The organism is Allomesorhizobium aridi, assembly GCF_043769475.1.
Lineage (GTDB): Bacteria > Pseudomonadota > Alphaproteobacteria > Rhizobiales > Rhizobiaceae > Allomesorhizobium.
Genome location: NZ_CP171729.1, coordinates 3,240,805 through 3,254,330 on the forward strand (window position 1 = coordinate 3,240,805; position 13,526 = coordinate 3,254,330).

The 13,526-nt window shown below is 62.4% G+C and carries 9 protein-coding genes and 2 pseudogenes; 5 read left to right on the plus strand and 6 right to left on the minus strand.

The features are described from left to right. The 3 genes and pseudogenes from ACG873_RS17935 to ACG873_RS17945 all read left to right on the plus strand — a co-directional run bounded on the left by ACG873_RS17935 (window position 1) and on the right by ACG873_RS17945 (window position 5,169). Complete coding sequence (locus ACG873_RS17935; protein WP_394886389.1) at window positions 1-1,359, plus strand: putative bifunctional diguanylate cyclase/phosphodiesterase; 1,359 nt, start codon at window positions 1-3, stop codon at window positions 1,357-1,359. 212 nt (window positions 1,360-1,571) lie between these two features. Beyond that, a pseudogene (locus ACG873_RS17940) lies at window positions 1,572-3,624 on the plus strand (elongation factor G). 1,044 nt (window positions 3,625-4,668) lie between these two features. Continuing rightward, the gene (locus ACG873_RS17945; protein ID WP_394886391.1) at window positions 4,669-5,169 is read left to right on the plus strand and encodes a methyltransferase family protein; all 501 of its coding nucleotides are present in this window, start codon (window positions 4,669-4,671) and stop codon (window positions 5,167-5,169) included. A gap of 99 nt (window positions 5,170-5,268) precedes the next feature. Here the strand turns inward: ACG873_RS17945 and ACG873_RS17950 are convergent, their stop codons facing one another. Together ACG873_RS17950 and trxB are read right to left on the minus strand one after the other, a co-directional pair. Next, window positions 5,269-6,165: a LysR family transcriptional regulator gene (locus tag ACG873_RS17950; RefSeq protein WP_394886393.1), complete on the minus strand. Its 897-nt coding sequence runs from the start codon at window positions 6,163-6,165 to the stop codon at window positions 5,269-5,271. Between the two features lie 117 nt (window positions 6,166-6,282). Beyond that, on the minus strand, window positions 6,283-7,257 hold the full coding sequence (gene trxB / locus ACG873_RS17955; protein WP_394886395.1) for a thioredoxin-disulfide reductase: 975 nt from the start codon (window positions 7,255-7,257) through the stop codon (window positions 6,283-6,285). A 250-nt stretch (window positions 7,258-7,507) separates the two neighbouring features. On the opposite strand from trxB, the gene ACG873_RS17960 reads away from it, so the two are divergent. Then, a complete protein-coding gene (locus tag ACG873_RS17960) occupies window positions 7,508-7,987 on the plus strand; it encodes an Lrp/AsnC family transcriptional regulator (protein WP_394886397.1) in 480 nt (159 codons plus the stop codon). Window positions 7,988-8,207: 220 nt separating this feature from the next. Then, the gene (locus tag ACG873_RS17965; protein WP_394886399.1) at window positions 8,208-10,103 is read left to right on the plus strand and encodes an acyltransferase family protein; all 1,896 of its coding nucleotides are present in this window, start codon (window positions 8,208-8,210) and stop codon (window positions 10,101-10,103) included. 77 nt (window positions 10,104-10,180) lie between these two features. On the opposite strand, the pseudogene ACG873_RS17970 reads toward ACG873_RS17965, so the two are convergent. The 4 genes and pseudogenes from ACG873_RS17970 to ACG873_RS17985 all read right to left on the minus strand — a co-directional run bounded on the left by ACG873_RS17970 (window position 10,181) and on the right by ACG873_RS17985 (window position 13,487). Beyond that, window positions 10,181-10,880: pseudogene (locus ACG873_RS17970) on the minus strand (glycosyltransferase). 3 nt (window positions 10,881-10,883) lie between these two features. After that, window positions 10,884-11,558 carry a hypothetical protein gene (locus ACG873_RS17975; RefSeq protein WP_394886400.1) on the minus strand — a complete coding sequence of 225 codons (675 nt, stop codon included), beginning with the start codon at window positions 11,556-11,558 and terminating at the stop codon, window positions 10,884-10,886. A 142-nt stretch (window positions 11,559-11,700) separates the two neighbouring features. Beyond that, complete coding sequence (locus ACG873_RS17980) at window positions 11,701-12,450, minus strand: glycosyltransferase family 25 protein (RefSeq protein ID WP_394886402.1); 750 nt, start codon at window positions 12,448-12,450, stop codon at window positions 11,701-11,703. Next, entirely contained in the window at window positions 12,447-13,487 is a 1,041-nt protein-coding gene (locus tag ACG873_RS17985) for a glycosyltransferase family 4 protein (RefSeq protein ID WP_394893578.1), read from the minus strand. Before ACG873_RS17985 ends, ACG873_RS17980 begins: the two co-directional genes overlap by 4 nt. Window positions 13,488-13,526 lie beyond the last annotated feature (39 nt).

Genomic DNA, 13,526 nt, shown 5'->3' on the forward strand with positions numbered 1-13,526 from the left:
GTGGAATATCTCGCCCGCTACGAACCGATGACGGGTGTGCTCAACCGCGCCAGCTTCACGGACCGTCTGTCGGAAGCCCTCCTCCAGCGACAGGCCGACGAACAGCTTGCCGTCGTGTTTCTCGATGTCGACGACTTCAAGGCGATCAACGATACGCACGGCCACGAAGCCGGCGACGAGTTCCTGAAACACGTAGCGCGCTGCATCCAGCGCCTGTGCGGCGAGGACGACATCGTGGCCCGGCCGGGCGGCGACGAGTTCACCCTGGCGCTGCGAGGTCGCGGCGCCGACGAAGTGGTCGACTTTGTCGAGCGGCTGAGGCGCGCCGTCGGCGAACCGATCGTCATCCGCGGCAAGACCGTTTCCGGGCGGCTGTGTTCGGGCATCTATATCGTCGACCAGCCGACCGATATGGCGGACGCCATGCACAAGGCCGACGTCGCACTCTATCAGTCCAAGATCGACGGCAAGAACACCCACCGCGTTTTCTGCGAGAGCATGGAAGACGCCATGCGCGCCCGCTGGGCGCTCGAGCAGCAGCTCCGCGAGGCCGTGGAAAACGAGCGTTTCGAGCTCTACTACCAGCCGCTTCTGCGCGCCGACACCGGGGCCTGCGCGGGTTTCGAGGCCTTGCTGAGGCTGTCCGACGGCCAGGGCGGTCACGTGCCACCCATCACCTTCATCCCGGTTCTCGAATCGATGGGCTTCATCAACCAGGTCGGCAAATGGGTCATCGAGCAGGCGACTGCCACCGCCGCCTCCTGGCCTTCGCATCTGACCGTATCCGTCAATCTCTCGGTGCGGCAGTTCCAGGACCAGACCCTGGTTGGCCAGGTCAAGCACGCGCTGGCGCAGTCTGGCCTAAGGGGCAGCCAGCTAGAGCTTGAAGTGACGGAATCGATGCTGATGGAAAATACTGATTGCATCGCAAGCCAGCTCAAGGAACTGCGCGCGCTCGGCGTGTCCATAGCCATGGACGATTTCGGCACTGGATATTCGAGCCTCGGCTATCTCTGGCAATTCGGCTTCGACAAGCTGAAGATCGACCGCTCCTTCATTGCCGCGCTCGAGCAGAACGACAGCCAGGCGCGCGAGATCCTCGACACCATCATCATGCTCGGCCACAAGCTCGATATGAGCGTGACCGCCGAGGGCATCGAGACCGACCATCAGGCGCAGGTGCTGGCCTCTCTCGCCTGCGACCATTTCCAAGGCTATCTCTACGGCCGTCCGGCGCCCGCCAGCGAAATCGCGCCCTATCTGCTCGACCGTTTCCGCGGCGAGGTGGCCCTTGCCGAGCGGTCGGGAAAACCCGCCACTGCCGGCACCGGGCCCACGCTGGCCGCCGCCGGCAAGTAGCCACCGCTCCGCCGCCGGGAGAAAAATCTCGACATAAGCCGTGGCCCAATCCGGTCGTGCGGTGACCTTCGCGCCTGCTTGCCTCTTGCCCTCCCGCCTCTCCCATGTGACGATGAAATGACGGCGGGACAAAACCGGTCCCGCTCCGCGACGGCCGGAGGAGGCCGGCCGCCGCCTCGATGTTCAACATTTGAGGAGGAGGTCGTCCGATCATGGGAAATCGCGCAGGAGGAAGGCGTACGGGACCGAAATGCATCGCCATGGTCGGTCCCTTCGCAAGCGGCAAAACAACGCTCCTTGAGGCCATTCTGGCCCGCACCGGAGCAATCCCCCGACAAAATCCCGTCTCGTCAGGCAACACGGTTTCCGATCATTCCGCGGAAGCGCGCGCCCATGCGATGAGCGTCGAGGCGACCGTTGCGACGACAGAATTCATGGGCGAGAGCCTGACCTTCATCGATTGTCCCGGTTCGGTCGAATTCGCCTTCGAGGCCGAACCCGTGCTTGCTGCCTGCGACATAGCGGTGGTGGTGGCCGAAGCCGACGAGAAGAAGATCCCGGGCCTGCAGCTCATCATGCGCAAGCTCGACGACCTCGGAATTCCGCGCATCCTGTTTCTGAACAAGGTCGACAAGGCGGTGGCCGGCGTGCGCGACACGCTGAAGATGCTGCAGCCGGCAAGCTCCACGCCGCTGTTGCTGCGCCAGATCCCGCTGCGCAAGGACGGCATCGTTATCGGCTCGATCGACCTGGCGCTGGAGCGCGCCTACATATACCGCGAGCACGCCGAGAGCGAGATCGCCGAGATCCCGGGCGACGAGAAGGCGCGCGAGGTCGAAGCCCGCTTCGCCATGCTCGAAACGCTCGCCGACCACGACGACCTCCTGATGGAGCAGTTGCTCGACGAGATTCCGCCGCCGCGCGACGCTGTGTTCGACGATCTCGCCGCCGACCTGCGCGAGGGTATGGTGACGCCCGTGCTCATCGGCACGGCCGAGAAGGGCAATGGCGTGCTCAGGCTCCTGAAGGCCATCCGCCACGACGCGCCCGACGTCGAGGCCACCCGGAAACGCCTTGGCGCACCCGAGGGCAACGGCGCGCTGGTGCAGATCATGAAGACCATCCACACCGCCCATGGCGGCAAGCTGTCGATCTCGCGCATCCTGTCAGGCAGCGTCGCCGACGGTTCGGAGTTGGTCCTGCCGGATGGCGCCGTGGCGAAGGTTTCTGGCATCTACCGTATGCTCGGCAAGGACCAGGCCAAGCTGACCGTCGCGAAAGCCGGCGACACGGTGGCGCTGGGCAAGCTCGAAGATGCGCGCACCGGCCAGACGCTGAGCTCGGCCAAGGGCGGCGCGGCGCAACTCGTCGGCCTGCAGCCTGCCCAGCCCGTCTATGCCTTCGCGCTCCGCCCCAAGGAGCGCAAGGACGAGGTCAAGATGTCGGCGGCGATCCATCGGCTGGCGGACGAAGACCCTTCGCTCGGCCTGCGCCACCAGCAGGACACCGGCGAGACGGTGATTTCGGGCCACGGCGAAATGCACCTGCGCGTCACCGTGGAGCGCCTGGAAGGCAAGAACCAGATCGCGATCGAAGGCAGGGCGCCGGCCGTCCCCTATCGCTCTACGATCCGCAAATCGACGCAGCAGCGCGGCCGCCACAAGAAGCAGTCGGGCGGCCACGGCCAGTTCGGCGACGTGGTGCTGGAGATCAAGCCGCTGCCGCGCGGTACCGGCTTCCAGTTCACAGACACTATCACAGGCGGGGTCGTGCCCAAGACCTACATCCAGTCGGTGGAGACCGGCATCCGCGACTACCTGAAATCCGGCCCGCTCGGCTTTCCAGTGGTCGATGTGGCGGTGAACCTGTCCGACGGCTCCTATCACGCCGTCGATTCCTCCGACATGGCCTTCCAGATGGCGGCCAAGATCGCCATGAGGGAGGGCATGGCGGCGTGTTCTCCGGTGCTGCTCGAGCCGATCATGAAGGTCGAGATCTTCACGCCTTCCGATGCGACCGCCAAGATCACCGGCATCATACCCCAGCGCCGAGGCCAGATCCTCGGCTACGACGCCCGCCCCGGCTGGCCGGGATGGGACGTGGTCGAGGCGATGATGCCGCAATCCGAGATCGGCGACCTTATCATCGAACTGGAGGTCGGCGACCTCCGGCGTGGCGAGCTACCGAGCCGAATTCGACCACATGGCGGAACTGACCGGCCGGCTTGCCGACGAGGCGATGAACGCAAACGGCAAGGCGGCTTGAGGGCAAGGCCGAGCTTCCACCCGGCGCTTCCTCTCCCCGTCGAAACGGGGGAGAGGTGTCCGCGAAGCGTTCGGAGTGGGGGTCGAAACGACCCACTCTCAATATGCGATTGACCTGAGTGGTGGGGGGACTCCGCCAAAGCGACGTGAAGCTTTCCGACAAAGAAAAACGGCGTCCGGGGGTCTCGAACGCCGTTTTTCGCGGACCGTACCGCCGTTGGGGAACGGGCGGGAGGATGGCGGCACGTCAGGTCCGCCGCGTCGTTCGCCGTCCAAGGGACAGCGATTGGATTTGATGCCGGACGGCATCTGAATAGGCCGGACGCGACGGCTGCCTAAGCCTCGGATTTTTCGAGTGATGCCCCCATCTCCCGAAACGCCCGAAACGCCGCGTCCTGTTTTCTGGGTAGCAAATCAAGGGCGCTCGCGGCAGGTTACCGGATGTTACATATAACCGTTACGTGCGGGCGAATACGGCGGCTGTAACTGTTGCAAGGCGCGGATATCGGCGGGAACCCAGGCGGCAGCCGCAGGTCCTCGCTTCACAAATGAGCAAGCATCGCGAGCGCCTGCGCGATTCCGATGCAGCTATCCCGGGTGTATGATGGCCGGCTAAAAGCGCGCGGCGAGCCGTTTGACGTCCGCCGCTTGCCGGCTGGTTTCGGTATCCGGCTGATCAAAATAACGGTTGGCCGCTGAAATTTCGGCTGCCGGGCGCCGTTCACCCGTTTCGGGCAACAAAAAAGCCGGATCTGAGAAGACCCGGCTGAGTTTGTTGGAAGTGCCGATTAAGGCTAAACCTCCAGAGGGGAACACTCCCAGGCGCTAATGGGAGGAGGAACGCGCCCGGAAGATGTTTAATATATGGGCTGGTCCTGCTCAGGAAACAAGCACCCAGTTTGCAATGCTCCCATGCAAAATGACGCACCCTGTGGTATAAGCTTCACTTCTACCAGATAGAACCAAGAGACGCGAAGCCGGATGCTTGAACCAGGCCAACCCGGTGCGGTCTATCCGCCTCCGCGGAGAATTGAAAGAAACGACGATGCGTAAGCCTTCGGCCATCGCCGGCAGCGCGGCGTTCCTGATCTTGGTGCCGGGCGTGGTGGCCGGTCTGGCTCCATGGTTGCTGACGAACGGCTACGGCCTGCCCTTGTCTTCGTCGGCCGCTATGATCGCGGCGGGGTCGATCCTGGTCATGGCCGGCCTTGCGGTCCTTCTTCATTCCTTCGCGCGCTTTGCCTTCGAGGGCGCCGGCACGCCCGCTCCTATTGCGCCCACCGAAAGGCTGGTCGTCGGCGGCGCTTATCGCTACGTGCGCAACCCGATGTATGTGGCGGTCCTGTCGATCATCATCGGGCAGGCGCTGCTTTTCGCGGATTGGTCACTGGTTCTCTACGCCGGCGTCGTCGCGGCCGCCGTATTCACTTTCGTCCGGCTCTACGAGGAGCCGACGCTTGCCCGCCGCTACGGCGACGAATATGAGGCCTACCGCCGCGCCGTCCCGGGCTGGCTGCCCCGTCTCACGCCTTGGGTGGCGCCTTAGCGCATGACCCCGAAAACCGGACTCGGTTTTCGGAAAGGCTCATGCGCAAATTCAAAGTCTTAGCGCGTCCTTGGCGCGTCCAAGGAGACGCACGGCGCGCTAATAGGACCAGTTGCGCGCCTTGGCGAACATGAAATCGCGAAAAACCTTGAGCTTGGCCTGGTTCTTCATCGCGTCGGGGTAGACGAAGAAGGTATCGAAGGACGGCGCTTCGACTTCTGGCAGAATCGGCACGAGGCCGGATTCCTTGTCGGCCATGTAGTCCGGCAGCATGGCGATACCGAGGCCGCGTCTGACAGCCCTGCGTATCGACATCAGGTCGTTGATCTGGAGAACCGCGGCGCGTCTGGTTCCTTCCAGCCGGCCGATCGTCTCCAGAGTGTTGAGCCCGGCGAGATAGGCCGGCACCGGTTCGCCGAACGTCACGATGCGATGCTGGTCGAGTTCGGCGACCGACATCGGCTTGCCGTAGCGGTCGATATAGGCCTGCGTGGCGAACACATGCAGATGGACGGTGAACAGCCGGCGCTGGATCAGATCCGGCTGCTGCGGCTGGCGCAGGCGCACGGCGCAGTCGGCCTGCCGCATGGTCAGGTCGAGTTCCTCGTTGGTGAAGACCAGTTGCAGGTTGATCTCCGGATAAAGCTCGAGGAATTCCTTGGCGCGCTCGGTGAGCCAGCCGGTGCCAAGCCCGACAGTCGTCGTCACGCGCAGCGTGCCGGTTGGCTTCTCCAGCGTCTCGGTCAACCGCGTCTTGACGTTTTCGAGCTTCATCAACACGTCGTGCGCGGTCCGGAACAGCATCTCGCCCTGCTCCGTCAGCACCAGTCCGCGGGCATGCCGGTTGAACAGCGGCACGCCGACATCGTGCTCGAGCGCGCTGACCTGCCGCGAGATCGCCGATTGCGAAAGCCTCAGCGTCTCGGCGGCATGCGTGAACGAGCCCGCCTCCGCGGCAGCGTGAAACACGCGTAACTTGTCCCAGTCCAGAGACATCTCTCCCCCTCGTTCGCATTCGCCCGGGAAGCGGCTGCCTCCCGATGACCTGCGCCAGTTAGTTGTTCCCAGCCGGCTTTGCCGGTCTAGGTGTGTCGAGTTTCAGTTCAACACACCTTATTCCGCCGCCTCGCGAACCTCTTCGAGGCTCGCGAGGTATTTTTCCGCTTCCAGCGCCGCCATGCAGCCGAGGCCGGCCGCCGTCACCGCCTGGCGATAGACGTCGTCGGTCACGTCGCCGGCCGCGAACACGCCCGGCACGTCTGTCTGGGTCAGATCGGGAGCGGTCCACAGATAGCCGTTGGGCTTCTGCTTCAGCTTGCCCGCGAACAGTTCCACCGCCGGCGCATGGCCGATCGCCACGAACACGCCATCGACCTTGAGATGCGTTTCCGCTCCGGTCACCAGATTCTTCAACTTCAGCCCGTCGGCCGAAGGCGGCATCGGCGCCTTGCCGGGTCGGCCGGTGATCTCTTCCACCACCGTGTCCCAGATGACCTTGATGTTGTCCTTCTTGAACAGCCGCTCGCGCAGGATCCGCTCGGCGCGGAAGTCGTTGCGGCGATGGATCACCGTCACGCTCTTTGCGATGTGCGAAAGATAGAGCGCCTCCTCGACCGCCGAATTGCCGCCGCCGACCACCGCGACATCCTTGCCACGGTAGAAGAAGCCGTCGCAGGTGGCGCAGGCCGAGACGCCGAAGCCCATATAGGTCTGCTCGCTCGGGATGCCGAGCCATTTGGCCTGGGCGCCGGTGGCGATGATCAGCGCGTCGGTGGTGTAGACGGTGCCGGAATCGCCCGTCGCCCGGAACGGCCGGACGTTCAGGTCGACCTCGGTGATCACGTCGTTGACGATCTCGGTGCCGACATGTTCCGCCTGCTTCAGCATCTGTTCCATCAGCCACGGCCCCTGGATCGGATCGGCGTAGCCGGGGTAGTTCTCGACGTCGGTGGTGATGGTGAGTTGTCCACCCTGCTGCAGGCCGGCGACCAGGACCGGCTTCAGCATGGCGCGCGCCGCGTATATGGCCGCCGTATAGCCGGCCGGACCGGAGCCGATGATGAGGACGGGCGCATGCTTGGAGGTCATGAACGTGCTTTCGACAGAGGGCTGAGCGCAATGCGCCGGCTTGGTGATCCTGAAAATCGGCCCTTAATCTAGGTGTTGCCCGTCAAGTCAGCAAGGCGGCGGCGCAATCGTCCCCGGAAAGCTTCGGCCCCGGCCGGCTTCAAACCGGCATGCGGCTTGCAAAATTCCGCAAAACCGGGCCTGACGGACAACCACCAATGGTTTAATGACAGACCGCCGGCTCCGTCGGGTCCTCAACACGGAAGAAAAAATGCCGATCAAGGCCGAACTCGATGCGATCGACTGGAAAATCCTGCGCGAGCTGCAGAACGAGGGGCGCATCACCAATGTCGAACTGTCGCGGCGCATCGGCATCTCCGCCCCGCCCTGCCTGCGGCGCGTCAAGCGCCTGGAGGACTCAGGCATCATCCGCGGCTACCGCGCGCTGCTCGACGGCCCGTCGCTCGGCATGGATGTCGTGGCCTTCTGCCTGGTCGGCCTGCACCACCAGGCCGAAAGCGAACTGAAGGCTTTCGCCGAGCGCACCCGCGGCTGGCCGATCGTGCGCGAGGCGTGGATGGTTTCGGGCGAATCCGACTTCCTGCTCCATTGCGTGGCGAGCGACCTCGGCGCATTCCAGCGCTTCGTCATCGAGGAACTGACCTCCTCGCCCAATGTCGACACGGTGCGCACCGCGCTCACCATCCGCCAGGTCAAGGACGAAGGCATGGTGGCGATCCAGGTCAAGTGAGAGGCAATGGTCCACATGCAAAGCGCGGCCTCATTCGCGTTCCAACTTGCGACAAAGTAGTTTCTAAATCTATATGACAGTTTCTAAATCTATATGACGACGCTTCTGCCGCCATTCCCAAGGTGATCAGTTCGATTGCAACCCGATATGCGGCGGAACCGCCATATCGGCTGCGATCCTCGTAGCTCAATGAGTCGGATTCGATGATTGGTAAGACTTGATGCGATTTGCATATAGACCTGAGATTGATGGCCTGCGTGCAATCGCCGTGCTGATCGTAGTGTTCTTCCATTTCGGCGTCCCGGGCTTCGCCGGTGGTTTCGTCGGCGTGGATGTCTTTTTCGTCATCAGCGGCTACTTGATCACCCGTCTGATCCAGCAGGAAATCGCAACGACTGGCGAGTTCAGGTTTTTTGAATTTTACGTGAGGCGGGCGCGCAGGCTGTTCCCCGCACTCGCTTGCGTCCTGGTGGTAAGTTTGCTAGCGGCTGTTGTCATCTTTTCACCTGAGCACTTGAAGAGATTTGCCCGCGAGCTGATGACAGCGGTGCTGTCGGTCTCCAACATCTTCTTCTTCTCTGAATCCGGCTATTTTGACATTGATAAACAGTTCAAGGCTCTGCTCCACACGTGGTCCTTAGGCGTTGAAGAGCAGTTCTACCTTGTCTGGCCTGTCTTCCTTTTCTTTGCTCTAAAGCTGGGCCGGAAAGCCTTCTTCAGCGCTTTGATCGTCAGCTCGATTGCAAGCCTCGTAGCAGCAGAATTTTGGATCGACCGATCGGCTGCATTCTTTCTCACGCCGTTTCGCGTCTTTGAATTCGCTTTGGGCGCTGGGCTCGTCTGGTTGGGAAAATATGAAAAACCAGGGTTTCCAGCAGAATTCGCCGCCGTTTGCGGCGTTGCGATGATCGGCGCCGCGGCCCATCTGCTGACCCCCAGCTCTCATTTTCCCGGCATTTTAACTCTCGTCCCCACACTGGGCGCAGCTTTGATTATCTACGCCCGCGACGCGAAGTTCGTCGGCCTGCTCACGAAGAACCCGCTCAGCGTCGGCATCGGAAAGATCAGCTACTCGCTATATCTGGTGCACTGGCCGTTGTTCGTCTTCTACTACTACTTCAATTATCGGCCGCTAACGGGGCTCGACCGTCTGGCGCTGCTAGCGACTTCCATTGCGCTGGCAATAGCACTGAATCGCCTGGTCGAAGAGCCCTTCCGATACGCGAAGCCTCACTCGAAAAGGACAAGACGGTTTGTCACGCGGGTCGTGGCAACGGGAACGGCGATCCTCATATTTGGGGGGTTGGTTGTCCTCGGAAAGGGTTGGGATTGGAGGCTATCACCCGAAACCGCGAGATTGCTTGCCAGCGCCAACAGGCAAATCGCAATCGAAGAGACCTGCCAGTATCAGACGCCGCAAATAACCCAAGATCTGCAAACGAAGCTGGACAGATGCTTTTCTGAACGAGGCTCGGCTGTTCTCGTATTGGGAGACAGTCACGCCGAAGACCTGTTCAATGCGCTCGCCTACAACAGCCACAAACGCCATGTGATCGGGCTGACCGGGCCGGGTTGCAGGCCTGTCGACCCCAAGCCCGGCTGCTATTTCGAAGAACTGCGGGCCTTCCTCGAAGCCAACAAAGGAAAAATCGACAACATCGTATTCACGCAGATGGGGAGCTACTTCCTCACCTATGGCGGCCGCCTGCCAATAGACACGGCCGTCTTACAAAAGACCGTCGACTTCGTGTCGGAGGTAGGGCGGCACGGCGTGCCTACCGTTTGGGTAGGGCCGCAGTGGGAGCCGAACTACGAGGTCGAGCATTTTGTGCCTGTGGCTAAACCCGCAGTGGGGGAGGCGTTCCTCAGCCATCAAAACGAACACATCGACGACGTGGAACTCGAGATTCGCAGATTGCTGAAAAACGTTCCGGTTGCCTACGTGTCCAAGCTCGACACGATTGGAAAGCTGACGCAGGCGCTCTTCGTTGTCGACAATGAGTACACGTATGAGGACACAGACCATTGGTCTGCAAAGGGCGAAGAGGTTTTCGGAGACATCCTCATGCAAAACGCGATACTGAACCACATATTCCTTGCCTATCCGCGCGACTGAGGCAAGGCGCTCAGTTTCGCAAATCGTCGTTCGCGCGACCGCCTTTCGCGGCGGCCGCGCATCGCCTGCCGAAAGCCTCAGATCGGCTTCCAGTTGGGATCGACCTTGGAAGCTTCGGCCCGCCATTCGTCGCCGTAGTCGACGTTCTGCCAGTCCTTGAACCATGGGCCCCCGTTGGTGAAATGGACGGCGCCCGGCGTGCCGGTGGCCGGTTTTTCGTTCCAGCCCTCCAGCCAGTTCCACCGCTCCGGCAATGCTCCGATTTCGTCGTCGGCCGCCCACTGCATGCGATGCAGATAGGCTCCTGTCTGGCTGTTGATCACTTCCGGCGTCAAGGTTTTCGTGGACGGGTGTTCGCAGTTGAACAGCATGAAGGACGACCAGTTCTTGCGCGGGTAATTGGTCTGCACCTTGCCGTCCATCTTGATGGTCGCCTTCGGCGTGTAGTCGTGCTTGACGCACAGCACCGCCTTCGACGGGTCCAGATATTCGGTCAGCTTGGCGATGTCGTCGAGGAACAGGAAGTCGCAATCGCAAAACAGCGCCCAGCCCTTGTAGCCGGCGAGCCACGGCGTGAAGAAGCGCGAATAGGTGAATTCGGTCGAGGCCAGCGGGTCCACCTCGCGGGTATAGGCGCCCTTTTCCACCAGTTCGGGGAGCTTGATGGCGTGCACTTCGACCGGGATGCTCGCCCGCTCGATCAATGTTTTTTTTCGCAACGTCATAGGCGATTGGCTCGCGGGAATCCCAACCGATGTAGATGTCGAACTTATTCATGAATCATCCTTCTGCGCTTGTTGACGCACGCTTCTCGTCTTCTGTCGGCCAGATCCGAATATTGCGTTCCTTGGCCTTGCCTTCGATCCACGCGCGTTCGTCGCCCCAAGCATGCCGTTGCCAGCCTTGCCAGTCGAAGCCGGCGATTTCCACGTCCCACTCATCGGCCGGAAGTCGCGCGAGCGCATACCGGATACCGAAATATCCGGTGCTTGGAAACCTTCGAATTTTAATCAGGGAATACGGCTCGAGGCCCAATTCCAGGCAACCCTCTTCGTAGAAGGCCGGAGGAAGGACGGCGACCGTCTTGCCGGCCGCGCCGTACATCATCAGCGCCGGCCATGTCCACTCGGCGCGCCGCCCCTTGATCCAGGAGAGGAAGTTCGGCCGTAGGCCGTACTTCTGCACGGCTATCGGATGCGAGACGAGAATGACGAGATCCGCCGCCTGCACGATCGGTGACGTTGGGTAATCGGGATTTTTCAGCCGCCGCTGCATCGGGTTTCCCGTATTGCAGACAAACAGCCAATCGGTCTTCGTGCCGCTCATTCCGATCGATGCCTTCGGCTCGTTGAAGCGAACCACATGATCGCTGGCGTCGACGCGTTCCGACATATCGAAGGGCAGCGGACCATTGCCGACAATGAATAATCTTTTTCTAGAGCCTTTTCCGCTCATGCCACTGGGTTCTCCTGGCCGTCCCATCGGGCCCCGGCGGTCGCGTTGTTTAAAACGTTGCATGGCTCGACCGCAAACCGAATCTCTTAGGACCACAGCTGCCAATGGATTGGAACGCTTAGCGTTCTGCGCGCCACGGCTGTCACCTTCTGCCGATCGCCGCCGCGCGCAACGCCAGCCGGTACCACGCCCTTTTGACCTCCCGCGACAGGATCTCGCCGAGCGGCTTCGACTTTTTCTGCACGATGGTTCCACCGAGCAGGTGGCCGATCTGCCGGACCGCCGGCGGCCGCACTGCCAGGACGCGGATGTCTGCAAGCCAGCGCATCTGGATGGTCGTATCGACCGGACGGTCGAAAGTCTCGGTCGCTTTCAGAAGTTCGGCTGCCGCCTGCCGGCCGACAAGCTGCATCTGCATGCCCAGCCCGGTATGGCCGGGCTCGACCAGCGCCACGCCGCCGGCTTTCGCAACCTCCGCTCCGCTGTCGGTGTGGCTGCGATAGGGAAAGCGGATGTAATCGCCCGGCCGGATCGTCTTCATGGCCAGCGCCAGCGCCGGCACGAACAGTTCTTCGTCGGGCTCGACATCGTCCTCGATGATCAGCCCGGCGTCGAGCCCGCCGTCGACGATCGCCCGCCAGGCCTTGCGGTGCGACAGGAAACAGCCGATCTCGGCCTTGCGTAGCGCGAAAGGATAGCGCGGACGGTGGAGATGGTGGCGATAGATCGCATTCGCCTCGTCCTCGGTGAGCGCCATCCCGTCGACAGCGTCGAGTATGTTGACCGGCAGCGGCAGCGTGGCCGCCAGCCGCTCGACCTGAGGCTTGCGCAGTTCCGCCCGCGCGAGATGGATGATGAAGGCCTCGGCGCGTATCTCCGGCGTCGCAGTCATCCCTGCGCCCAGACCTGTTCGTAGACGGCGCGGACGCCGTCGGCTTCGCGCTGCAGCGGAAAGCGCTCCGTCACATGCGCCAGCGCGTTCGCACCGTGCGCCTCGGCCAGCGTCGGGTCGGCGAGATAGGGACGGATCGCTTCGGTGAGAGCGTTACCGTCGCCCGCCGCAACCACCGCGCCGGTGACGCCGGGCACGATCATCTCGGCATAGGCGCCGGCGTCGCTTGCCACCACTGCGGTCTGCGAAGCCATCGCCTCAAGCGGCGTCAGCCCGAAGCCTTCGTTGCGCGAGGGCGCGACATAGAGCGAGACGAGCCTGTACCACGACTTTATATCCGCAACTTCGCCCAGAAAAACGACGCGGTCCGCAAGGCCGGCCTTCGCCACCCGGTTTTCGAGTTCTTCGCCGAAGTCCTTCTGCTCCGTCGTGACGCGCCCGGAAATCACAGCTGTCCAGTCGAGATAATGCGGCAAAAGCGCAATCATCGCGTCGACGAAGAGGTCGGTGCCCTTCTGGTGACGGACGCGGCCGAAACAGCCGACGGCACATTTTCCGGGCAGGCCGGACGCGGCGAATTCGTCGCCTCTGTCCTTGGGCGGGTGGAACTGGTCGAGATCGATCCCGTGCATGACCACCGTATGCGACGCCTCGAGGAATCCGCCCGAGCGGGCGCTGGTCGCGATCACCGCGTCCATCCGCCGGATCAGCCATTTGGTGAACGGCCTGTGGTCGCGTTGCGCGGCCGAGGTGAAAACGAGCTTCAGCGGCGCGCGGAATATGCTTTTCAGGATTAGCCCGGCGGTCATCTCGGTGTTGCGCCGCGCATGCCAGATGCGCTTGCGCCCGGAGGCCGGCCGCTTCAGCAGTGAGAAAACCTGCCACCACCGCATCTTCGGCAGGCTGTCTGGCAGGCCGGGGCCGAGCGTAGCAATCCCGACCGTCTGCGCCTGCAGCGGCACGAGCTGGATGATCGTGCTTGTAACACCGGAAAGCCGCCGCTTCAGATTGGGAGCGACGACCTCCACCCGGGCCATGTCCGGAGCCGCAACGCGCCGGCCGCCGGCCTCGATGCG